Annotated in this window: 15 protein-coding genes; 3 read left to right on the forward strand and 12 right to left on the reverse strand. The window is 43.9% G+C overall.

Annotated elements, in window-relative coordinates:
- Nucleotides 1-45: 45 nt before the first annotated feature.
- Nucleotides 46-918 carry a DUF4238 domain-containing protein gene (locus tag N7U62_RS10000; RefSeq protein ID WP_264137824.1) on the reverse strand — a complete coding sequence of 291 codons (873 nt, stop codon included), beginning with the start codon at nucleotides 916-918 and terminating at the stop codon, nucleotides 46-48.
- 60 nt (nucleotides 919-978) lie between these two features.
- Nucleotides 979-2,124: a site-specific tyrosine recombinase/integron integrase gene (gene xerA, locus N7U62_RS10005; protein WP_264137825.1), complete on the reverse strand. Its 1,146-nt coding sequence runs from the start codon at nucleotides 2,122-2,124 to the stop codon at nucleotides 979-981.
- A gap of 75 nt (nucleotides 2,125-2,199) precedes the next feature.
- Between xerA and N7U62_RS10010 the strand changes: the two genes are divergently transcribed.
- The gene (locus N7U62_RS10010; protein ID WP_264137826.1) at nucleotides 2,200-2,619 is read left to right on the forward strand and encodes a hypothetical protein; all 420 of its coding nucleotides are present in this window, start codon (nucleotides 2,200-2,202) and stop codon (nucleotides 2,617-2,619) included.
- 385 nt (nucleotides 2,620-3,004) lie between these two features.
- Nucleotides 3,005-4,303: an amidohydrolase gene (locus N7U62_RS10015; protein WP_264137827.1), complete on the forward strand. Its 1,299-nt coding sequence runs from the start codon at nucleotides 3,005-3,007 to the stop codon at nucleotides 4,301-4,303.
- A gap of 87 nt (nucleotides 4,304-4,390) precedes the next feature.
- Here the strand turns inward: N7U62_RS10015 and N7U62_RS10020 are convergent, their stop codons facing one another.
- On the reverse strand, nucleotides 4,391-5,683 hold the full coding sequence (locus N7U62_RS10020) for a DUF418 domain-containing protein (RefSeq protein WP_264137828.1): 1,293 nt from the start codon (nucleotides 5,681-5,683) through the stop codon (nucleotides 4,391-4,393).
- Nucleotides 5,684-5,895: 212 nt separating this feature from the next.
- On the opposite strand from N7U62_RS10020, the gene N7U62_RS10025 reads away from it, so the two are divergent.
- Nucleotides 5,896-6,336 carry a hypothetical protein gene (locus N7U62_RS10025; protein WP_264137829.1) on the forward strand — a complete coding sequence of 147 codons (441 nt, stop codon included), beginning with the start codon at nucleotides 5,896-5,898 and terminating at the stop codon, nucleotides 6,334-6,336.
- A gap of 2 nt (nucleotides 6,337-6,338) precedes the next feature.
- On the opposite strand, the gene N7U62_RS10030 is transcribed toward N7U62_RS10025, so the two are convergent.
- The 9 genes from N7U62_RS10030 to N7U62_RS10070 all read right to left on the reverse strand — a co-directional run bounded on the left by N7U62_RS10030 (nucleotide 6,339) and on the right by N7U62_RS10070 (nucleotide 24,054).
- Nucleotides 6,339-10,487: a hybrid sensor histidine kinase/response regulator transcription factor gene (locus N7U62_RS10030; RefSeq protein ID WP_264137830.1), complete on the reverse strand. Its 4,149-nt coding sequence runs from the start codon at nucleotides 10,485-10,487 to the stop codon at nucleotides 6,339-6,341.
- A gap of 106 nt (nucleotides 10,488-10,593) precedes the next feature.
- Nucleotides 10,594-12,294 (reverse strand): glycosyl hydrolase, encoded by a 1,701-nt coding sequence (locus tag N7U62_RS10035; RefSeq protein ID WP_264137831.1) that lies wholly within the window; start codon nucleotides 12,292-12,294, stop codon nucleotides 10,594-10,596.
- Between the two features lie 76 nt (nucleotides 12,295-12,370).
- Nucleotides 12,371-13,576: a glycoside hydrolase family 27 protein gene (locus tag N7U62_RS10040; RefSeq protein WP_264137832.1), complete on the reverse strand. Its 1,206-nt coding sequence runs from the start codon at nucleotides 13,574-13,576 to the stop codon at nucleotides 12,371-12,373.
- Between the two features lie 58 nt (nucleotides 13,577-13,634).
- Nucleotides 13,635-15,542, reverse strand: a complete 1,908-nt coding sequence (locus N7U62_RS10045; RefSeq protein ID WP_264137833.1) for a sialate O-acetylesterase — start codon at nucleotides 15,540-15,542, stop codon at nucleotides 13,635-13,637.
- 128 nt (nucleotides 15,543-15,670) lie between these two features.
- The gene (locus N7U62_RS10050; RefSeq protein WP_264137834.1) at nucleotides 15,671-17,497 is read right to left on the reverse strand and encodes a glycoside hydrolase 5 family protein; all 1,827 of its coding nucleotides are present in this window, start codon (nucleotides 17,495-17,497) and stop codon (nucleotides 15,671-15,673) included.
- Between the two features lie 202 nt (nucleotides 17,498-17,699).
- Nucleotides 17,700-19,088: an MFS transporter gene (locus tag N7U62_RS10055; RefSeq protein WP_264137835.1), complete on the reverse strand. Its 1,389-nt coding sequence runs from the start codon at nucleotides 19,086-19,088 to the stop codon at nucleotides 17,700-17,702.
- Nucleotides 19,089-19,231: 143 nt separating this feature from the next.
- Nucleotides 19,232-20,422, reverse strand: coding sequence for a glycoside hydrolase family 130 protein (locus N7U62_RS10060; RefSeq protein WP_264137836.1), 1,191 nt, complete (start codon nucleotides 20,420-20,422; stop codon nucleotides 19,232-19,234).
- 41 nt (nucleotides 20,423-20,463) lie between these two features.
- Nucleotides 20,464-21,627 (reverse strand): glycoside hydrolase family 26 protein, encoded by a 1,164-nt coding sequence (locus tag N7U62_RS10065; RefSeq protein ID WP_264137837.1) that lies wholly within the window; start codon nucleotides 21,625-21,627, stop codon nucleotides 20,464-20,466.
- Nucleotides 21,628-22,026: 399 nt separating this feature from the next.
- A complete protein-coding gene (locus N7U62_RS10070; RefSeq protein WP_264137838.1) occupies nucleotides 22,027-24,054 on the reverse strand; it encodes an IPT/TIG domain-containing protein in 2,028 nt (675 codons plus the stop codon).
- Nucleotides 24,055-24,078: the final 24 nt, after the last annotated feature.

The following is a 24,078-nucleotide window of genomic DNA, read 5'->3' on the forward strand; positions in this document are numbered from 1 at the left end:
TCACAGCTGAACCGCCATGATTTGATTACAGCATGTTAGCTGTCTTTATTCGAAAATTTGAAAGAGCTCTTCCTTAAGCTCTTTGAGCTTAATCGTTTTGGTAAATTCAAATAGCTGCTTCAAATAATCCGAATTAGTACCAATCGCCATAATTTGAGATTGTCCCATAATTACTGTGTCCACTTTAAGTCTGAATTCTGGAGCTATTTCTCTTAGTTTGATTTCGTGGTTTGTATAAAACAGTAGCTTATCCTTACTGATTGGGAATATCAGTTCACTTTCAAACAATTTAGTACTATTATCATTTCTGGTTACAATCGGGTTGTCAGCGCAAATGTGAGGAGTATTCTTTTTTGCACTATATCCAATTACCCAGTTTTTTCTGTTCGTTTTCATATCCCAATCGTGAAATTCCACCGTCGCCATACTGGATCTATAGGTTTCTCTGAACTCTGGAGATTCGAGGATAATATCAGACTTTTCTTTATCAACTTGCCCTGTCTTCTTATCGACTAATTGAAAACCTAAATCTTTATGTGTTGAAGATTTGAAGATCTGTTTGACTAATTCATCTGTTCTTGGGATTCTCCAGAACAAATTTGTTATGAAGTAGTGCAAAAATTGAAAGTCATTCAGTTCCATTTTAGATTGATGACTTGTTTGTACAATCTTCTCTAAATGCTTAGAGTTTTTGTTGTCGAACATTTGGTAAATCTCAGACTCCAAGAAGTCTGTTGCGTCGTCTCCTAAAAAAAAGGTGTTTCTATGTTGTTCAAAGAATACTTGTTTCGGAAATAGTCGTCTGTTTTTTAACCTTCCCTGTTTTAGATCAAATACTGAAAACTTACCGTCATCCTCAGTAAAACCTTTCAAATAGAACTGAGGTAAATAGTGATGCCTTGACGATATTTTGTTCATGTTGAGTCTCTGACAGCTAACATTTCTAAATCACGCACTGTGCGTGATATATCTTAAGTGTCATTCCAAATCTAAAGGATTTTTTATTTTGTTCATCCCCTCTACAGCTACATGTGTGTAAACTTCCGTTGTTTTTAGAGAGTTGTGGCCCAGCAGCGTTTGAATCTGCCTTAGATCTATTCCACTCTCTAGCAGATGGGTGGCAAACGAATGTCTTAGCATATGTGGAGTCACACGTTCTATTATACCGCCTCGTTTGGCCGCTCTAGCCACTACCTTTCCCACGCTGCTGCCCGAATATTGAACACCAGGACTGTATTCAAACAAATATTGCTGGGGTCTATACTTTTTGAAATACTCCCTCAATTCATCCAATATCCTTTCGCTCAGCAGTGTATAGCGATCCTTACGGCCTTTGCCACTATTGACTCTGATCATCATCCGGTCGCTTTTAATATCTTCTATTTTCAACGCGATCAATTCCCCTCTCCGCAGGCCAGATGAGTATAGCAAACTGACTATGCAGCGATGCTTAAGGTTACTACAGTTTTCAATCATCCTAAAAACCTGCTTTTTACTCAGCACCTTGGGCAAGGCCTCCGGTTGGATGGGCCGATTGACTTCATAAAAACGATTGGGCATCCCCATCACTACCTCATAATAAAACTTGATGGCATTGAGAGCCTGATTGATATAGCTATCAGACCTACCCAGCTGAACCATATGCTGAATATAGCCATTGATTTCCTTGTCACTGAGCGACATCAAATCTTCGACATGAGCGTAGTAATTGATGAATCGCTCAAACATCCCTATGTATGACCTAGCCGTGTGAATGGAATATTTTCTGATCTCCAGCTTTTGATAAAACTCCTCAGGACAATATTTCCACCCCTTTTTGGCCGGCCTCTTTCGGTAGGCATCCACCGAGAGAGGTTCATTGCCATGATTGACCGGTCTATTCACAAAAAAATATTGCGTGTTGATCCATGCCACTCCTTTGAATGCATCATATATATTTTGAAGGTGGCTGGGATTGTTTGGCAAAACCGCCATCTGATACTTGTTGCTCCAGCCTATCTCCGGCAAATTCTTTACCAGCGACTGGATCACCTTGTCAGGATAAAATTTGATCCCACCATAGCGCCTACTGTTGATGACTAGATGTTTGAGCGTAATAGACTTGTCTGGAGTAGAAGGTCTCATGTAGCAAATACCGAGAGAATAAGTAACTTAAGCATTGGAATAAATGCTTATATACGTTTATAAACGTTTAAAAAAATGGATAATACCCCCCTATGCCTCAGTTGTAATCGACCTCTAGTCGGTAGGATCGGAAAGAAATTTTGTGATGCGCAGTGTCGCAATAGCTACCACAACCAGCACAAAAGACCAGACGAAAAATACATGCAGGAGGTCAACTCCCGTCTGCGCCAAAATCGCCGCATCCTACGCGATCTCTGCCCAGAAGGCAAAGCCACCGTGCGAAGAGACATCCTGGAAGCCTTACATTTCGATTTCAACCAATTCACCAGCATCTACCCCACCCAAAAAGGCGTTTACTACCTCTGCTACGACTATGGCTATATGCCCATCGTCCAAAATTCAACCCAAACCGGCCACCCCACCCAAAAAGTCCTCATCATCCAAAAACAAGACTTTATGAACCAACCCTTCGACCCCTGGAAGTACCTGAAGTAGTTAGGTGAACCCTAATAAAGCCAACTAATTTGAGGACCAACCAAAATTTATCCACCTCAGTCCTCTATCACACTAATCTGAATTGTACTTTCTTTATACCTATTTGTAATTTCTCTATACAGAATTATAATTTCTTTATATAGGATTGTACTTTATCTATATCTAAAGTTAATTTCTCATCCTCTATTTGCACTTTCTTTATACCTATTTGTATTTTCCCTATCTTGATTTATACATTCTCTATATCACATTGTACTTTACACAGATTTCAAGGAAAAAGTAGCTTCCGCTGGTTCAAGTGTCCCACTTCGATCTATGACCCAGCAACCTTCCCTTGACATTTCTTCTTTAATGCTTAACTTCAGGACACATTAAACCTATCGATATGAAAAAACACTTAACCCTCCTTTTGATTCTATCATCCGCAGTGATCACCTGGGCTCAACCCGGCAATCTTAGCCAGCAAGCCCAAAACCAGGCCAGCCAGATCGAAGAAAAAATGATCGAATGGAGGCACGACCTCCACCAAAATCCAGAGCTATCGAATCGCGAATTCAACACCGCCAGGAAAATCGAAAAACACCTCAAAAGCCTCGGCATAGAGGTGCAGACGGGAGTGGCCAAAACAGGCGTCATCGGTATCCTGAAAGGTGGCCAACCCGGGCCGGTCATTGGCCTGCGTGCCGATATGGATGCCCTGCCGGTAACGGAACGTGTCGAGATTCCCTGGGCCTCCCAAGTCACCGCCAGCTACAACGGCATAGAATCTGGAGTGATGCATGCCTGCGGTCACGACACCCATGTAGCGATCCTAATGGCCACAGCCGAGGTATTGAACAAAATGAAAAAGGACCTCAAAGGCACGGTCAAATTTGTCTTCCAGCCCGCTGAAGAAGGAGCCCCTCCGGGAGAAGAAGGAGGCGCCCAACTAATGGTAAAAGAGGGGGTACTCCATCACCCTGACGTAGATGTGATGATCGGACTGCATATCAATGCCAGCACACCCGTCGGTCAGATCAAATACAAATCTGGCGGTACCATGGCTGCCGCAGACCGCTGGGTCATGAAGATCAAAGGCAAGCAATCGCACGGCTCCAGACCCTGGACCAGCGTCGACCCGATCGTCACCGCTGCCCAGATCATCAACGGCATGCAGACCGTGATCAGCCGAAACGCCGAACTCACCAAAGAAGCCGCCGTACTCACCGTAGGACTGATCCGCGGGGGCATTCGCAACAACATCATACCCGAAGAAGTAGAAATGATCGGCACCATCCGCACGCTAGATGTGGACATGCAGGACAAACTTCACGAAGACTTCCGCCGTGTCGCCATCAATATCGGTGAAAGCATGGGCGCAACGGTAGAACTGGAGATCACCAAGCAGGTCCCCGTCACCTACAACGATCCCGAACTGACCAGCACGCTGGTGCCCTTTATCTCTGATGCCATCGGAGCTGAAAACGTAGTGATCAGAAAGGCCATGACCGGCGCAGAGGACTTCTCCTATTTCGCCAACGAGGTACCTTCTTTCTTTTTCTTTGTCGGGGGATGCCCCAAAGGCACAGACCCCAACGAAGCAGCCCCACATCACACGCCGGACTTTTATGTAGATGATGCAGGCATGATCACCGGACTCCAGTCCATGCTAGCTGCCACCCTCGGCTACATGTACCAGGAGTAGAAAATCAAATCACGTCGGAGAGGTTGGGAACCTCTTTGACGTTTATGTAGTCTTGAATCTTGGTTCTTGGCTCTTGAGTCTAACTCTCTAATCTCTCCTAAAAGGCTGTCTCTCCCAATAGGTCAGCGTCCTCCACCCCCACTCTAGCGGCCCAAAACGAAAGTATTTCAACCAGATCGGACTCATGATCAGCTGAAAAATCCAGATACCGAATACGATGTAATACAACTCATAGCGTTCGAAAGCCCCAAACTGCTTGAAGAAGATAAATATGGTCGTAGTGATCAGGGTATGTGAGATATAGTTGGACAATGCCATCTGCCCCACAGCTGCCAGGGCCCTTTGCAGAAAGCCCAATAGCCCTGATTTCACAAACAGCATAATCAAAGCAACATGCCCAAAAGTGGTCGCCACCCTACCTACATCATAGCTAAGACTTGCTTTGCCAGTCGCCACGATTTCAAAGTCATGTTCGACGATATAGACGGTTTCGAAGTAGTTGATGGTAAGTCCTACGCCATACCCAACCAGTAGCATGATCAGGTAAAAACCATTGCTCCTTTCGGCCTGAAAAATCCCCAGCTTGAAAAACGCCATACCCAGGATCATCATCGCGAAAATGTCAAAAAAGAAATAGCGATACATGATCATGGTCTCGAGGAATTGAGCCACCTTGGACTGAGAGGCCACTACACTAAAGTAGCCTTTGTGTCTCGAAGCAATGTCTTTATCGATGACCTCTTGCGGTGGCTTGGCCTCTGCCAGTACGGCCTCCCATCCTTCGATTGCCCCTGTTTCTTCCTCGGTCAGTTCCTGCCCTGCTTCCTTCTTTTCTTTCGCTTCCTGGGATGCAAGTGACATATTACGGTTGGTAGCATAGTCAGTATAGTTGATCAGGAAAGCACCTACCAGCGCGAAGAAGGCAACGATGATCAGCTTTTTGGCATCCAGATTCCGAAAACTATAGACGAAAAATCCCACCAGGCCATAGGCGTAGAGAATATCCCCAATCCAAAGCAAAAGATAGGCATGGACCATCCCAAAGACGACCAACCAGGACACACGTCTGAAGTAGGCATCTGTGACAGATACCCCATTGATATCTCCGACAGACCGCGAAGTAAAAAGGATCACCCCCGCCCCAAAGAGCATGGAGAACATCCCTCGCATCGTCCCTTCGAAAAGCATGGTAGTAGCCCACCAGGCAGTGAGGTTCCATCCCGTGAATCCACCCGAAACGGTAGGATCAGAATAAGCATGGGACAGGCCCATACCGGCTATATTCATGAGTAATATCCCCAGCAAAGCGACACCACGGATGGTATCCAGGGAACTGATGCGCTGTGCGCGAGTGGTTGGCTTCAGATCAACAGCAGTCATAAGATTAGGTATAAGGTTAGAGTCTATACAAGCTAATGCATATTTATGTATAAACCTATAATTTTGTATTACTGAAAATCAACGAGTTAGAATCCTAATGCATCAATCATTTCAAATCAACGCTCCACTCCTGCAGTTATTGATTTGAAAAACTTATTTGCAAATCAAAAAAACATGCTAATTTCAAAGTTTAGACAGCATTTTATTCTTTCATGAATTACTTCAAATGGCACTCAGATGATAACACGATAATTTTAGAAAAATTCAGAGGAGATTTCACCACTGAATTTCTGGAGTTATCGGAAAAGTATTTGGTGGACTTCAGTGAATTTGATCAAGTAAAACTCATCAGTGATGTCAGGTTGGCCAATTTTAGTAAGGTGGCTCCTGGAGAGGCCGCTCGCTTTGCTTCCAATTTTATCCGAACCGTCCCCGCTAGTTTCCCTCTGGAATTATGCTTTGTACTTGGCGAAGACGAAAGAGATGACATGGATGTGATTACCTCCTATGCCGAACCCATCAGCAGTAGCATCAATATTGATTTTAAATTGCTAAGAACCATGGATGAAGTCAAGGATCAGCTAAACATCGATTCTGAAAGCTCCAAAAAAATGAACCAGGCCATCGACGAATGGCTCAAGACCCTTAGCTAGGCTCATTTCTTCTTACTCTTGATATAGTTGGTTGGTGTCTCTCCAAACTCATCCTTAAAGCACTTTCTGAAATAGGCCGGATCCGTAAACCCTACCTGATAGGTCACTTCAGACACATTCATATCCCCATGCTCGAAGAGCTGAGCAGCACGCTTGATGCGCATCATCCGGATGAACTCATTGGGTGACTTACCTGTCAATGCTTTCAACTTACGATAGAGCTGCATGCGACTCAACCCTACTTCCTTACCAAACTCAACGACAGAATACTCCGAGTTATCCATATTGTTTTCAATGATCTCCATGCACTTTTTTAGGAAGATCTCGTCTGCACTCGTTACAGTCACCATCTTTGGCTCCAGCACCAGTTGAGTCTTATCCTGTACCATCTGTCGGCTTTGCTCTCTGGCACTAATCAGGTTTCGTACTTTCAGCTTCAGCACTTCGATGTGAAAAGGTTTGGTTAGATAATCATCCGCACCTTTTTCCAATCCTTCCACATTGTATATGTAAGAAGTACGAGCTGTCAACAAAATGATCGGTATATGAGAAGTAGCCAGGTTATTCTTCATCTTCTGACAGAAGGAAAAACCATCCATCACGGGCATCATCACATCCGAAATCACCAAGTCCAACTCCTCCTCTTCGGCCACAGCCAAAGCATCTTTCCCATTTTCTGCTTCGAAGACCGCATATTCATATTGAAACAAAGACTTGAGGAATGCCCTTACCTGATCATTGTCTTCTACTAGCAGGATGCGCTTTAGCTCTGCTACTGGCTTGTCTATTTGACCTGCCTCGAGTACCACCTCATCAGATTCCGAAAACACTACTTCCTTGTAAAGGTCTATATTTTCACTGTCCTTAAAATCTTTGATTAGCTGTGATTCGTCAAAATGATCGGAGCCCTTTGGAATTTTCACCTCAAAACGCGTCCCCTTCCCTAATTCACTCTTGACCGAAATTTGACCATGATGCAGTTCCACCAGGCTTTTGCAGAGCGCCAGACCAATTCCACTGCCTGTTCCAGACTCCTGATCACCAGAATAAAAACGATCGAAGACCTTATGAATCGCCTCTTCAGCGATACCCTGACCGGTATCATTCACGCTTAGTACGATGCTATCAGGCAATTCAGCAATTTCAATATTCACTGAGTCACCACTCTCGGTATGTTTGAAGGCATTGGACAATAAATTGAAAAGAATCTTTTCGAACTGATCCCTATCGAAGAAAACTTGAATCACATTGGATGAAGTGAGCAGATTGAACTCAACTCCTTTCTGCCCTGCCAAACTATCAAAGCTCAGCTTCACCTCTTTCACAAACTTGTAAAAGTTCCCTTCTGCTACTTTCAATTGCAAACTGCCAGCTTCCGCCTTTCTGAAATCGAGCAATTGATTGATCAATCGCTGCAACCTGTTGGCATTTTGAGAGATCAGCTTAAGTTGCTTTTGCACTTTGATGTTGGCATCACCCGAGTTCATCAGTTGCTCTAGCAGGCCCAATATTAGCGTAAGAGGGGTCCGAAATTCGTGAGATATATTGGTAAAAAACTGCAATCGAGATTTGTTCAGTTTCTCATTATTCTCCTTTTCTAATCTCTCAAATTTTAGATCATGTTCGTAAGCAGTTCTCATTAGGATTAACTTTCTGAAAGCCACTAAGAAGAGCATTGAAGCGATAACATAAAGAAAAACAGCCCATTGGGTTTTGTACCAGGGCGGAGCTATCACTACTGACAGACTTGTCCCTCTTTCTTGCCAGAGTCCATCGTCGTTCGAAGCGCGCACGGTGAAAGTATACTCTCCAGGGTTCAAGTTGGTATACTTGGCAAAGCGTCTGGAAGCATCGGTGTAATGCCACTCTTCGTCAAAACCCTCTAGACGAAAAGCATAGCGGTTCTTCATAGGGTTGGCATAATGCAATGCAGCAAATTCAAAGGAAATGCTATTCTCAAAGTATTTCAGCTCTAGACGATCCATCATCCCTAAAGGACGATCCATGAGTATCCGTCCATTGACTTCCACCCCAGGCTGCACCACTTTATCAGACACCACTACTTCCTTGAGTGCTACCATGGGTAAATGGGGATTCTGGTAAATATTGTTCGTATTGATCACATTGAAACCATTCGACCCGCCCATCATCAATTCACCATTGTTGGTTTTGAGTGTCACCTCATTGTAAAAAAAACCTCCTTGCACACGATCCTCCTTGTCAAAATGATTGACATACATGTCTTTTTCGTCAGGATCTATCACTGTCACCCCTTCATCACCAGTCAGCCAAAGCTGGCCTTTTTCATCTTCGATGATACCCACCACATCTTTGGGTAGCTGCGATTGCGAATTGTTGATCAACACAAAATGATCTGATACCGCATCATATAGGTTGAGCCCATCCTCGGTCCCAATCCAAAGGCGATTTTTGGTGTCTTGATGGATAGCATTTACAAAATTGTTGCTGAGCGTTGAACCATCTAGACTAAATTCATAGACTTTATGTTCTACTATCTTTTGATTCTGAATCTTGATCCTAATCAAACCATCGCCACGAGTACCAATCCATAGATAGCCCAAAGGATCCTCATAAATAGTCACCAATGGAATAGGTGATAATCGCTGATCATCAAAAACCAGCACCTCTCCTTCCGGGGTTACCAGGTTGAGCCCTTTACTCCAGGTACCTACCCACATACCTCCACCTTTGGCTTCACACAGCGACATCACATAATCATCGCTCAGAGCTGCCTCAGAACCCATAAAATATTGATCGTAAGACATTATTTTCTTACTATTCCTATCAATGGCGCTTCTATCAAACACGAAAAGTCCAGAACCCGCAGTCCCGACCCAAAATCGATCATTTCTATCAATCTCAAATTTTTGTATGTAATCGGTAAAGCCCAATTCTCCAGGAATCCTCCAATCGAACTTTTGAATATCATTAACAAACCCATCCTTTAAGTTGACATGAAAAAAACCACCACCCAGGGTACTCATCCAAATATCCCCTTTTCCATCTTGCTTGATGGCTGTCATGATGCTATTAGTGGGATCAAAAGTTTTGGTTTTGACTAAGCCAATGTTGTTATCGTAAGTATCATATTTATTGATTCCTTTTAAGGTTCCCGCCCAGAGCACTCCACTCTGATCCAGTGTAATAGATTGAATCGTGTTTTGACTCAGGTTTACATCCCGATCAAAATCACCAAAGAATCTATCAAAGCTTTTGTTGTTGATATCAAAAACACTCAACCCCATATCTGAGCCTAAAAGCAAAAAAGGATTCTTGGAAGAGACCACCTCCATTGATCTAAAAACACTGAATGAAGAAGGTTTGCCCTCCAATACAAAGCTTTCTATCTCCCCATTAGAATAGCGATTCAGTCCATTTTTGGTTCCCCAAAACACTTGAAGCCCAGTCGCATTCTCTACAAAAGCGATATCATAGACATAGTTGCTAGCACTTACGTTTTGTACCTCTATTCGTCTAAATTCTGCATTTTCTGGATCCATATTCTCCAACAGATTCAGCCCATACTCGGTACCAACCCAGAGACGGTCATAAGGATCAATCATCAATCGTGTGATGAAGCTATTACTGAGCGTGCTTATGTCTGACTCATCGAAAAAGAATGAAGTAAATTGTTCGGTACTTCGATCCAGAAAATTGAGGCCATTTTCTGTTGCTATCCATAGATTGCCATGACTGTCCTCGACCATATCCCATACATGTGGATTGCTCAAACAATTGTCACAACCATCGGTATAGGTGTACTGATGAAAATACTCACTACCGGCATCCTTGCGAAACAGCCCTCCGCTACGAGTCGCCACCCAAAGTGTAGAATCCGAACTTTCAAAAACTCTACCAATCTTGTTACTCTTCAGTTTACCTTCAGTGGTATTATCTGCACGGTAGATCTCGGTCGAATAGCCGTCATACTTGATCAGCCCTGACCAGGTGGCCACCCATAGATAGCCTTCATGATCCTGAATCACAGAATTGATCGAACGCTGCGAGAGTCCCAATTCGAACTGAGGCTGTTCGAAATATACATTCTTGGTTAAGATAGATTCAGGCTGAGCAATAGCTAACTGCACCAGACATCCCATCAAAAAAACTGTAACTAATATTCTATTCATTTTGGCTGCATCCGAAAGTCAATAGCAAGGTAGATTGGCCGTTGGAAGTTAAATCAAGGCAGATCAAAATACAAACATCATAGCTAGTCGATCACAGCCTGATCCATCATCGATTGATAATGAGCTGTCTTCTGACAATGGCCTGGTCTGTTCTTATCAACAACAAATACTGACCTGGGTTCAACCAGCTGATGTCTATGGCCTGAGTGGTTGACTGCTGAGCCAACACCTGCCTTCCCGTCATATCATGAAGCGCGACTGATTGATATTCAAGACCTTTGATTTGGACCTGCTCGCGAGCCGGGTTAGGATAGATCACCAGCATGTCTAGGTTTGATGGACTGTGTAACACTGGCTCTTGCGGCTCTATCGTTTCGTCTTCCTCTTCTCTCAGAATCAAATTATACTGACTGTCAAAGACCAATACCCTCCAATAAGCATAAATTTCTTGTAAGTGCTGGGTAGAGTTTTGAGAAAAGGTCAGTTCGCTCCAGCACATGAACATGGACCAGGGGGCATCCAGACTAAAAGAGGTTTTCAGATCAGGTATGGGTCCATTTTCCGTCATAGCGATCATTTTCTTACCCTCAGTGATTTCATAAACCTGATTGTACATCTGGGTTTGGGAGACGTAGTTCATGTCTCCTGGATAGGAATCATACCCGATAAAATCCACTTTTTCATTGCCCGGGTACCAGTCGTGTTCTGGCGTAGACCATGACCAGATCAGGTTATGTATGCCGTGATGGTTTTGCAAGCGATCGTAAACGATATCCCAAAGTTTGAGACATGGCTCAGGACCATGCGCTCCCCACCAAAACCAGCCACCACCAGCCTCATGTAGAGGCCGCCAGATGATCGGCACTCCTGCATCACTCATTTTCTTTAGTTGAACAGCAATAGCATCAATATCCTCTATAATTAGGTTGTATTCTTCAGTGCCTTCTTTGACAGCTTCACGCACATCAAAATCAGTTTCTTCAGTCCAAAAAGTGTTTTCCCCAGGCACTCCATCACTAGGCGAATGCCAGTGCCACTGCCAGTTGACGATACCGACTCCTCCTGTCTCTTTGTGCCAGGCGATCGCATCATCTACCTGACCATCGTCCACTGCGCCAAAGGTGTGGCTGGCTGTCTCATTGTCCCAGGCATAGGGGTAGCCTTGTGTATAAGATTTGAGGTCATAAACTCTCATCAGCGGGCGATAGCCAGCTTCACTTACCAGTTCATCATACCTGTCATTCGTCTGCCCAGAAATCACGCGCTTCCCAAAATGCTCCAGCATAAAATCATACAAAGCCACCGCATCGTCATTCGCCTGTGGATCAACAGGTGTTGTGGCTATGTCATACGTCTTTTCTTCGATAGGATAGATGACGAAATTATCGACATCCATATACCCCCAATCGCTCTGAAGCCTAATCGTATTCCGACCACTATTGAATCGATAGCTACCGGCCTTTTGGGATGACCAAACCCCTGAACCCGTAGATTCAAAAACAATAGGATGAGGACCATCACCATTGATATAAATTTGCTGGGTTTTAGTACCTGACGAGCTATAACCTATCTCCAATCGATACAAATCCCCCTGGGTAATCGCCACTTGCACTTCTACATAATCGCTCTTGTTGTCGAATCCGGTCACATAGCCTTCTCCAGAAAACCCGGAATTGGATGTTGCGCTTTGGACGCCGTTGAATGAGCCTTTTTCAGCTTCTACAGTTGTGATTGGGTCCTGTGCATTCACCCAAAAAGCACAAATGCTTAGGCATAGTAAAGCTGTAGTTCGGGATAACTTGATCATAGTAGTAGTCTTTTATTCAGGCGGTAAAACATAACCCTACGAGGGTTTGGAACCCTCGTAGGGTTGGTAGTCGATATTATTTCTTCGTCAATCGATACATTAGCACATCATGACCAGGGATTGTGGCCTTTAGCGCCTTTTTGGTAGTACCTGACTTTTTGTGCGTATGTACATTGTAGATCGAGTATTGATCAGCTGCATAGTCATAGCTGTGACCAAAATCTGGATCTGTCATTTTATTGGCTTTCCAATCGAAGGTGATATCCATCGGGTCTTCCGTTCTGTTGAGGAAAAGCACTGCCACTTCTCCACCAGCCAATGGCTTCACCCATACTTCATAGTCTTCTTCATCGATATGCTTGTACCCTTGTACACCCAAAGTATCCTGATCTATCGCGATCACGTCTTTGTTGGTCAGGATCTCGACTGTCTCAGGCGACATGTTTCTGATGTCATTACCAGCTATCAATGGAGCTGCCTGTATCGCCCAAAGCGCAAAGTGTGCTCTATCTTCGCTAACAGACATGCCATTGCCTACCTCCATCATGTCTGGATCGTTCCAGTGACCTGGACCAGCAGCAGTACGGATACCCGGTCTCATGTCGATGATCTGTAGTACACCCCAGGATGACCAGGTACCGTGATCCTCTTCACAGTCAAAGCAGTTGTAGATATCACCAGTCGTTCTCCATAGGTGACCAATCGGCCCAGCCCACTCCCAGGGATCATTGTCTCCCCACTCGCAAATGCTGAAAACAATAGGACGTCCTGCTTCATACAGTGCATCTCTCATCGTCAGATAGGCACCTTCGGCTTTCAAGCCTTCTGTGTTACACCAATCATATTTGAGGTAATCGACACCCCAGCTCGCATAGGTCATCGCATCCTGATACTCACGTCCGCGACTACCTGGTCTGCCTCCGCAGGTCTCCCATCCTGCATCAGAGTAGATTCCGAACTTCAGACCTTTGGAGTGAATGTAGTCAGCCAAAGCTTTGATCCCTGACGGAAAACGCTCTGGATCTGGGTGAATGAAACCTAAGCTATCACGCTCACCATGCCAACAATCATCAATCACGATATACTCATAGCCAGCATCTTTCATCCCACTAGCCACCATAGCATCAGCGGTTTCTTTGATCAGATTTTCATCTACATCACAGGCAAACTTGTTCCAGCTATTCCAGCCCATCGGTGGCGTCTCTGCTAGTCCTTCAAACTTTTGCGCATTTGCTCCGGAGGCAAATACAAGTGCTATTATTAAAACTAAAATTCTCTTCATGCTTAATACTTTATCCTAGATTCTTACAATCAATTTTTATAATCAAGCCACCTTTGTATTAGTACACGCGCTCCCAATCATCGGTGCGGAAAGGTACCGCCGGTAGACCTTCTTCGTTGTACAAAGTCGCCTCAGGATTATCACCCCAGGCATAGCGAACTGCTACAGGATTGGGGACTTCTGGGGACTCCAAAACCACCCCAGTACCATCGATCCATACTTCTTTTGCCCAGTAGAACTTCTTGTCTTCTCCTGCAATGGCAAAGCCTTTGATTTTATCTGTTGAGGACTTCAATCCTCCACCAACATTTTCAAACGTCAGATAGGCACGACCATTAGCAAACTGATGACCTGCCAGTGTAGGCCCTGAATAGACTATATCCTTTCCATAAGACACCTTCTCTGCAACCAACCAAAGTCGTTTACCCACATCCTGTTTATTCCTTGGGTGAATATCATTGGCATCTCCTATATCTATGGTGATAGCCATACCTGTTTTTGGCTGATCCAGGGTCGCCGTTTGCGCTTCCCTCAATCTGGCCCAATCGCTGTCTGTAGGCTGATCCTTTCTCTCCATAAAATTGGCCAACTGCACATACAAGAAAGCAAAATCCTCGCCCCATAACTCGCGCCAATCTTTGATCACATTGGAAAACAACTCGTGATAGTACTGTGGTTTATCTGCATTAGATTCGCCCTGATACCAAATGGCCCCTCTGGCTGTATACCCTCCTATCGGAGCTATCTTGGCGTTATAAAGAAAAGTAGGCAACTGGAACATCTTCACGGCCATAGGGATTTTGTCTTCGATATCATTAGAATATCTCCAATCACCCTCTAAAGACAGCTTTTCCCCATCTACATCTAGCCACATTTCACCCGGACGACCGAAATAGACATTGTTGTCCCAGGAGTTGGCCACACGGTAAGTGATCACATTCTTACCTTCTCTGATCAGCTCTGTCGGGATATCCAAAGGCTGGATCGCGTCATTCCATTTTTTCATCCAAAGGAGCTCTCCATTGAAGAAGACAAAAGCCTCCTGCACTACATTGCTGATATAAAGCTGAACTTTCTCAACGCTATCTGGTGACAATTGCACCTCTCTTCTCAGCCAGGCTAGATCAGTCATTTTGCAGTTACATGGCAAATCCAACTCTTCCCACTTACTGTCATCAAAATCTAAAGCTTGTGCTCCACTGGTCACTGCGCCCACCGAATCGCGCATGAGCTCCCATTTGCGTGCGTCTTTCGCTTCATTTTCTTTTTCAAATTCATCCCATGGCACTTCTGGGTTCAATATTTTCTTCGCTGCCTCTTCATAGCCAGGTGTTTTGGCCAATGTCTCAGCAGAAGCCCAGGCCTCAGCGGGTGTGCCACCCCAGTGGCTCTCGATAATTCCTACTGGAATGTCCTTCTCCAGATGATTGCGCTTGGCAAAGAACCAGGCCACAGCAGAGAAATTAGCCACATTTGCCTCATTGGCAATTAACCACTCCCCTTCTTCTATGTCTTTTTGTGGGGTCGCTGCAAATACGTTTGGTACTTGAAAGAATCGAACGTTCGGATATTCAGCATCCTTGACCTCTTCCTTCCAGTTGTTCACATTCCAGCTCAGTTTCCACTCCATGTTGGACTGGCCGCCAGCGATCCATACGTCTCCAATCAGGATGTCCGAGAATTGATAAGTCGTATCCCCTTTGATCGTCATTTCATAGGGCCCACCTGCTGTTTTCCCTTCCAAAAAGGCCTCAAAATTACCCTCAGCATCTGCCTTGACCTTAGTCTTTTGACCGTCAAAAGTGATGGTGATTTTTTGACCTGGCGCTGCCCAGCCCCAGATTTTCGTAGGCTGATTGCGTTGAAAGACCATGTGATCCGCAAACAATCGAGGTAGCCTTAGGTCTGCTGCTTGCAAAGTGCTAGTCAGCAGGATCAACAATAATACTCGGAATAATCTACTCATCTTGAATTAATCTTTATGTTGTCATTCCGACGATAGGAGGAATCTATAAGCGTTATGAAAATACGCGACGCAAATAGATCCCAGCCTGTCCGGCAGGCAGGTCTCCTACCGTAGAGATGACATAACGGTTATTTATACAAAAGTTCTACTCTGGCAATTTGTGCTACATCTTGAAAACTAATTCGGATGTAGCGAATATTTTCACCTTCAGACACCTGATAAAACTTGGGTACCTGATAGGCATAGTTCTTTTCTTTGGATGCGTAAACTTCAGTTTGGGTATCGGCTTCATTCCATCGCTCACCATCACCCGATATTTCAATCTTCAGTGACGATGTATCTGGATTTTCTTCAAAAGCATAGACCTTGAATCCTACGAGCTCACCTTCTACATGATAGAGCATCTCGCTTCCCTTTTTTCCTTTCGCACGAGAGGTGATTTCCTTGAAGGAACGATCATCTCCCGTCACCAATTCGATATCCTTTGAGTCAAATGCCTTACCGTAATTTACCCAATTGTCAACCAACGCCTGGTACTCGTAGACCACTGGCCCTACCACATTAGAAGGCTCAGATTCTCCACCTTGATTAGTAGCTAAAACCTGGTAATAATAAGATTTACCCAATTCAGCAGACTCATCGTGGAAATTGGCAAAAGTCTGAATCGCAGCATCAGACACATTGTATCCAATTACTTCCCATGGGCCTTCTGCGGATTCACTGCGTTGTACATGATAACCTGAAGCTCCCGCACTTCCCTGCCAACGGATATCGTGTGACTCTACGATTTCTAGCAATTTTGGCGCATTAGGTGCCTCGTCTACACCCGCTTCCATTCCTCTAATCTCGAAAGCATATCGGCGGTACATATCCAAAAAATCCTTCTCGTCATATACCAACCCCGAATGAAAGCCAGGATAGTGGAAGGACTTGTAAATCCCATTGCCTAATGGCTCGGAGTGATGGTAAAACCCTCCATCTCTATGGTGGTAACGAATACTCCATGTTAATCCTCCCACAATATCTTTTTCAGCCATGATTTTTTGCATCACCGCTTCCATACCCTTGGTCGAAGCAAAGCCAAACTCTCCTACTATGTAGGGCTTTTGACCTTTGACCACTCTCAAGTTGTTGTCAATATGCTTCATCATTTTGATTGGGTTGGGTTCGTAGTGATGAGATGAAACGATATCGATATTCGGGTCGGCCAGCGATTCTCTCATTACAGTTGTTCTGCCATCGATCGCAAAAAAGCCATCCATGAACAAATGATTCTTGTCCAGCCTTTTGACGTAAGCAGCGATCTCTTTCGTCCATGAGTAAGGAGATTCTAGTTCATTACCCGTCTCCCAACAGAGAATGGATTTGTCATCCTTGTATTTCACTCCTGTGATGGTATTAGTTCGGTTAACCGTGAATTCAACAGTCTTTTTAAAATCCTTGATCAACTGCTTATCCGTCCAAAACTCATCTTTATCCTTTCCTCTAAAAGCCGCATAATTCGGCCTACCTCCCATCCAGGGCCAGTTGTTCAATAAAGAAAAAATGATTCGTATTTCATACTCATTTGCCAATGCCAACATCATGTCGTTGACTTTGAAGGCCTCTTCGTTGAATTCGCCTGGGGCTTCTACGAAGGTTACGGCATCTTCTGGAAAGTCCGTATTTCTAACCGGTATGGTGTAGATGCGAATGACCGTTCCACCCATTCTTTTGACAGTTTCGAAGGCATCTCGCATTTCAAACTCTGTTGGCAGGTCGTATGGATTGGTTCTTCCAAACTCCATTTCATCCTCCACATAATTGAGGTTCGGGATGTTCCAGGAGAAGAAACGCATCGGCTCGTCTCCGTCCATCAGTTGGTTGCCTTTGGCCGTCACGAAGTGTTCAAATCCTTGTGCGCTAACTGAAATAGCTGCGGTAAGTAGTAGTATAAGTATTTTTAGTTTTTTCATTTTCTTTCTTGTTATGAATTTGCCTCGCTTAAAAGGTTCTCGTCATTTCGACAGAGTATAATTGCCCTTTGGGCAAGAATACGACGAGAAATCTGCTTCGGCCAGCTCTGAGATTTTACAAACATCCTGCCATCAGGGCTCCAGACTTCTCGTCGCAGTTCAGGGTTCACACCCTGATCTACTCTGTCGAAGTGACGCTCTATCATTCGACAGCCGTTTTGGTTCCATCTTTCAAGTCTTGCTCTACTTGTCTCATGAAGCCTTCATCCAGTTTGTAAAACTGAATCGCCAGATAAGAAACCAGGGCTCCAATACCTGCATAAACGCTAAACATCAGTTTGATACCCAACAGAGACAGTTCCGTCTGATCTGTATTGGCCTCAAATCCATAAGCTGCCAAAATCCATCCTGACAAGGCGCCACCTAAGGTCCAGCCAAATTTCTGCGACATGGATGAGGAAGAAAAAACTAACCCTGTGGCTCTACGGCCAGTTTTCCATTCGGAGTAGTCAGCAATATCCGCATACATGGACCACCCCAGTGGCATGACCAAACCCGCACTAATTCCTATTAAAACATTGAGAAGAAAAATAATGAGAATCTGAGAAGGGCTTAAAAAGAAGAATAGAACACTTAAACCTGCAGATATCAACGCTGCCCATCCAAAGGTCTTTTTCTTCCCTAATAGGGCTGAAATCGGTTTAGCCAAAACTACTCCAATGATGTTCGAGCCTAACCAAATCGACATATAAGCCGAAGATAGTACAGCTGTTGTCAATTCGTAGGTAGTTCCAAGAAGGTCCAAACTTTGGTCTTTTACCACATACTTGAAGTAAAACATGATCGAGCCATCCCTAAGAGACATGAAAATCAAAATACAAATATTGGCAGCCAGCATGATAAACCAGGGCTTGTTTTTACCCAAGTCTTTCAGATCATCTTTAAGGCTCCCTTGTTGTTCTTTAGTTGGAATCAAACGCTCTTTCGTACCCAATGCTGTCAGGATAAAAAGTACTGCCGCCACTATTGCATAAATGGCAATTGTGGTCTGATAGCCTTTTGCCTCCGATGTTCCTTCACTGAAATAAGCTACCAACACCGTAGCAGTTGAGGTCACCAACATCCCACCAGAATAAGCCCCGATGAAACGCCAGGATGCTAAAGAAGTACGCTCGGTGCTTTTACTACTCATCACTGCTAATAATGATCCATAGGGCACATTGACCGCTGTGTAGGCCATCATCATCAGCGTATAGGTCACATAGGCGTAGATCAGTTTGCCCGTACTATCCAGATCAGGCGTAGAAAAAGTCAGTACTCCTACGATCCCAAATGGAATCGCTCCAAAGAGCAAGAAAGGACGAAACTTCCCCCACCTGGTAGTCGTCCGATCCGAAATGATCCCCATCAAAGGATCGTTAGCCGCATCCCATACACGAGTGACTAGAAACATAGTCCCCACCGCAGCTGCAGAAATACCGAAAATGTCGGTATAGAAAAACAATAAAAACATTGAAAAGAGCTTCCAAAACATGGAGGATGCAAAATCCCCCAGCCCATAAGCCATCTTTTCCTTTAGTCCTACTTTCATGCTTGTTTCTGTCATTCTTATCTTTATTCTTCACCAGTTCTGTCATTCCGACGAAGGAGGAATCTAATGCGTTCAGAAAGTTTCTCAGTTACTCATTTAGATCTATCCTACGTCGAGATGACAAATGGACGAAAGCCCTTTTTCTATTTCAGACCTATAGATTTTAGGTATTCTAAATTTCTATCAATCAATTTATTTCTTGTCTGTACACTAGCGGCAGAGCGCAAACCATCCTCCGGTGTATTCTTGCAGTAGTCAATCAGCTGCGCTACTGTTGAGGTCGCCACATGCATTCTGGTATCGGATGATGCGTAGTATATCAGCACTTCGCCATTGTCCTTTTTGATCCAGCCGTTGGTAAAGAGTACATTGGATACATCTCCCACTCGCTCTTCATCAATCGGCCCCATAAAGTGACCACCTGGTCTGTGAATCACCTCAGATGGATCTTCTAATGAAGTCATAAACATGTACAGCACATACCTCAAACCTGCAGCTGTATTTCTCACACCATGTGCCAAATGCAACCAACCTTCCTCTGTTTTGATTGGAGCTGGACCCTGTCCGTTCTTTACTTCTTTGATGGTGTGATAGACCTTGGGATCAATAATTTTCTCCGCACCGGTTTTAGCATTTTCCATGCTATCGATCAAGCACCAGCCGATTCCTCCCCCTTTTCCAGCTTCGATGAAGCCATCCTGTGGACGAGTGTAGAGTGCATACTTTCCATCTATGAATTCGGGATGTAGCACCACATTTCTTTGTTGATTTTCACCTGAGTCCAAATCTGCCAGACGTTCCCAATTCACCAAATCTTTAGTGCGAGCAATTCCGCATTTGGCATCTGCAGCTGACTGGTCTGCATCTGGTGCCCCTTTGGCACGACGCTCTGTACAGAACAAGCCATAGATCCAGCCATCCTCATGCTCAATCAAACGCATATCGTAGACATTGGTGTCAGGCTCGTCAGTTTCTGGTAGTGTGATCGGATGATCCCAAAAACGGAAATTATCGATTCCGTTTTCACTTTCTGCAATAGCGAAAAATGACTTTCGGTCATCTCCCTCCACACGTACAGCAAGGCAAATCTTGCCATTGAAAACAATTGCACCAGAGTTGAAAGCGACGTTCACTCCCAAACGTTCCATAAGCAGTGGGTTGGTCTCGGGGTTCAAATCATAGCGCCAATAGACTGGCGTATGTTTGTTGGTAATTATTGGGTTTTGATAGCGCTGGATTACGCCATTACTATCCTCCTTAGGTTGGTTAGGGATTGATAAAAATGCCTCATGATCTGCAAGCATTTTCTTGATTCTATCTACCTGTGCGCTCATTCTGTTTAGTAATCTATGTATTGAAAAGTGAGTTTTTATATTTATTGATACATCCCTTTGAGGTCATCTTCTACCCATACTTTTTCGTCTGAGCAAAAGTCCTTGAAGTCTGCAACAGCCTTGTGGCCTGGATAGGGAGCATAATGGTGTTTCTCATTGGCATTTCTCCAAACCAGCACGTAGGCCATTTTGATTTTATCTGATTTTTTAATTGGATTCAAAATCTCATCGCTGAACCAGGTAGGATTGGTTATAGACTCTAATCCCGTTTCGGTAATGGCTGCAACCATTCCTTTCTCCTCTGCTAGTTGAGTCACAACCTCCAAAGTCTCAATGAAGATTCTTTCCTGCTCTGCCGCGGGTCTAGGGTTGATATCACGCCCAACGTTCCAATAATCATCTATCCCCAGCATATCGACATATTCATCCCCTGGGTAGCCGTAGAGGTATTCTGATCTTAGATCCTTATTATTCATCCTGCTGGCATCAGGTGAGAAACAATAAATCAAATGATGAAGTCCTTTCGTATTCTTCATATAGTTTACCGTAAATCTCCATATAGCTATATATTCCTCTTCGCTACATATGCCTTTGCCCCACCAAAACCAATCACCGTTGTGTTCGTGAAAGGGACGAAAGATCATCGGAACAAGCGTTTCTCCCGATTTCACTGTAGTTAGAAAATCTCCAAGATCATCGAGCTCTGCCACAAATTTATCATGGTCTTTTCCGCCAGGTAAAAGATGTTTTACCGTCTGGGTAGTATCCCAGCTGTTGCCTCCCGATGTGAAATTATCCCAATGCAAAGAAATGGTATTAATGCCTCCTCGCTCATATATCTGTACCATCCATTTTCGGATGTCGTCTATGGCTATCTGATCCAGGTTTACACCCTCTCTTCGGTGCCCCAGATCCCAGCCATGAACGGCCGGAAAGGATCCGACGATATCCTTTACGTCAGATTTACCTTCTATCTTTTTCCATCCCACACCATAGGCCATATCATCTTGATGGCCAAACATAATATGATTCTCAGCAGTTTTTTTCAGGTTATTGTATAGGTTGATCGTTTCTTTTGTGGCTTGAGAATCGATTAGCGTATTGTCGATGGGAGCAGTTTTACTAGCAGTTGTCGGCTTACAAAGAGACAAAAGTAAAACCATCACTAAGGAAGCTGTCGGAATATAAATTAGTCTTAGTTTCATGTGTTTTGTTTCTAGAGAAATCGCCATTTTGTTAGAAAGGCTAAAACCCTATCAATATGTCTAATAAAACATAGATCAATCCTACTATAAGTATCCCCATGGCGATTTCCATGAATAGGTAAACTCTCTTCCTGGTGTAGCCCTTTTCATTTTGGTCACTCATCATTAGATCAATCTTAATTGGGTTTATTTTTAAATTTTCAAGGGCAATATCAGGCCATTCAAGAGATAAGGAAAGGGTATTATCTCACAAAAATGATTCTTGAAATTCCTGATAGTTTCAAAGTGTCAGTTGCAACATATAGTGCTTATTAATGTTACAAACAACTACTTAAATAATACTACCGGACGGGTTCGTCCGGTAGTATTAATATCAAACTTGGTTGTGATTAAAACTGATTATTTGAACCCAATATGATCAACATAATAAGTTCCAGTCCAACCTCTGTCTTGTAGAATGATTCTTCCCCATGAGGATAGCCCTCCCTGGATATCTGCGATGTTAAATTTGGCTTCAATCCACTCTCCCTCTTTCAGGATAATGGCACCATCGCCAGCCCAATTTTCATCAACGACTAACCATAATTCTTTTCCATCAGAACCAGGTCCACCATAGATGAATATTGAGAAGGTTTCGTAAGAAGAAACATCAACTGTAGATCCTCCTATACTCCAGCCAGAGTAGCCACCTGTATGTTCAGATTTCCATGACACATCACCAGAAATTGCAAAATCTGTGCTCGCTGCATCATTTGTACTCCAACTCCAGTTTCCATATCCTCCACCAATGGTTTCATCATAAAGTATAGATGAATAAGTAGATAAATCAACCATGTTAATCTCTGGAGATTCTGTCATATCCCCTTCATAGGTAGTAAAACTAATCTTACCTGGGCCAGGAGTAATTCCTGCGGGAACCATTACTTCTAAAGTAGTAGATGTTCTATCTCCAAACTCAGTTGCATACACTCCACCTGGGAAAATAACATCCTGAGTCAAGTTCAATTTACTACCAGTAAGGGTAACCATTTTACCTACAACAGCCAATGATGGCACTCCACCAATTTCAGGTACATTGGGGAGAATTAATTCCTGACTAGACTCTATTCTATCTCCGTTGGCAGCTATCAGAGTAACTGGCCCAGTTAGTGCCGCTGATGGCACAGTCACAGTGAACTGTGCCTCTGATGGAGACACAACCTCTACCATCGTTCCGCCTGAGAATTCCACGTACGTGATCAAATCCAGATTAGTACCCGTTACCAGCATATCATCCCCTCTCTTAGCTGTATCATCAATAGTAGATATAGTAGGAGCCACCATAGCCAAAGATGATGAAGTTACAGTCTTGTTAGACAAAGTCTGGAAAGTTACATCTCCACTTTGAGCTTCCATCGGCACCTGAACAGTTATTGAAGTAGCTGTACCACCTCCAAGTACAGTACCAGCTACATCGCCACCAAATACTACTCCACTAATCAAATCTAAGTCTTCACCTGTAACAGTCAGCTCATTTCCAGGCTTCACCGGGTTAGGAGCTACCGAAGAAACTGTAGGCAATAACATGGTAATGCTACTATTTGATTCTACAGTTAAACCTGAAGCGACTACCATATTCAATACCCCATCCTGACCTGCTGCAGGAACGGTCACCACAATTGAGGTCTGTGATACACTAACAAAATTCTCACTTGAAACGCTCTCACCACCAGGGAACAACAAATCAGTAACCAAATCCAAATTAGTTCCTGTTATGGTCAAATCATTCTGTGCCTTTACTGTAGCAGGAGCAAGCTCCGTCGTAGCAGGTAAACTCACCTGAACCTCTGTCTCAGTTTTGAACTCATTTGGAATTTCTTCCATGTCATACAGCAACAGAACACCCGTTTGAGCATCCGCTGGTACTCTAACCTTCAAAACCTCTCTGCTTTGTTCTTCAAATTCAGTAACTGATTTGTTAGTAGCAAAGATCACTTCCTCAATCAAGTTGAGATAAGTACCTTTAATTGTAATCACAGCCCCTGGTCTCACAGCAGATTCTGGATAAGAAGTGATGGTTATTGGCTCCAAAATACTCAAGGAAGTTTTGGTTACTATTGGATCATCCTGATTCTTTACTTCCAGAGCGACTTTACCTTCAACGGCCTCATCAGGTACGGTGATTACAATTCGCTTAGCCGACAGACTATCAAAATCTGCAGCTTCAATCACTATATTGTCTGGTAGAACTATTCTTTCTACATCCATCAAATTTTCTCCGATGAAATGAAGCTTATCTCCACGCAGTACTGATGGACCAAAACTAAATAAGGCCACTTCATCACTCGTCTTTTCGCTATCCTTTTCTTCACATGCACTCCATAGCGCTACTAGCACTACCAGCATCAATGCAAAGGCGTATTTTAAATTAATATTTTTAAAATTCATTGTATTTCGATTTAATGAAACGAA

This window comes from Reichenbachiella ulvae (assembly GCF_025833875.1).
GTDB classification, from domain to species: Bacteria; Bacteroidota; Bacteroidia; order Cytophagales; family Cyclobacteriaceae; genus Reichenbachiella; species Reichenbachiella ulvae.

Excerpts from the sequence above, each read along its gene's own strand:
- N7U62_RS10000 (WP_264137824.1), bottom strand. The coding sequence starts at position 918 with ATGAACAAAATATCGTCAAGGCATCACTATTTACCTCAGTTCTATTTG.
- xerA (WP_264137825.1), bottom strand. The coding sequence starts at position 2,124 with ATGAGACCTTCTACTCCAGACAAGTCTATTACGCTCAAACATCTAGTC.
- N7U62_RS10010 (WP_264137826.1), top strand. The coding sequence starts at position 2,200 with ATGGATAATACCCCCCTATGCCTCAGTTGTAATCGACCTCTAGTCGGT.
- N7U62_RS10015 (WP_264137827.1), top strand. The coding sequence starts at position 3,005 with ATGAAAAAACACTTAACCCTCCTTTTGATTCTATCATCCGCAGTGATC.
- N7U62_RS10020 (WP_264137828.1), bottom strand. The coding sequence starts at position 5,683 with ATGACTGCTGTTGATCTGAAGCCAACCACTCGCGCACAGCGCATCAGT.
- N7U62_RS10025 (WP_264137829.1), top strand. The coding sequence starts at position 5,896 with ATGAATTACTTCAAATGGCACTCAGATGATAACACGATAATTTTAGAA.
- N7U62_RS10030 (WP_264137830.1), bottom strand. The coding sequence starts at position 10,487 with ATGAATAGAATATTAGTTACAGTTTTTTTGATGGGATGTCTGGTGCAG.
- N7U62_RS10035 (WP_264137831.1), bottom strand. The coding sequence starts at position 12,294 with ATGATCAAGTTATCCCGAACTACAGCTTTACTATGCCTAAGCATTTGT.
- N7U62_RS10040 (WP_264137832.1), bottom strand. The coding sequence starts at position 13,576 with ATGAAGAGAATTTTAGTTTTAATAATAGCACTTGTATTTGCCTCCGGA.
- N7U62_RS10045 (WP_264137833.1), bottom strand. The coding sequence starts at position 15,542 with ATGAGTAGATTATTCCGAGTATTATTGTTGATCCTGCTGACTAGCACT.
- N7U62_RS10050 (WP_264137834.1), bottom strand. The coding sequence starts at position 17,497 with ATGAAAAAACTAAAAATACTTATACTACTACTTACCGCAGCTATTTCA.
- N7U62_RS10055 (WP_264137835.1), bottom strand. The coding sequence starts at position 19,088 with ATGAAAGTAGGACTAAAGGAAAAGATGGCTTATGGGCTGGGGGATTTT.
- N7U62_RS10060 (WP_264137836.1), bottom strand. The coding sequence starts at position 20,422 with ATGAGCGCACAGGTAGATAGAATCAAGAAAATGCTTGCAGATCATGAG.
- N7U62_RS10065 (WP_264137837.1), bottom strand. The coding sequence starts at position 21,627 with ATGAAACTAAGACTAATTTATATTCCGACAGCTTCCTTAGTGATGGTT.
- N7U62_RS10070 (WP_264137838.1), bottom strand. The coding sequence starts at position 24,054 with ATGAATTTTAAAAATATTAATTTAAAATACGCCTTTGCATTGATGCTG.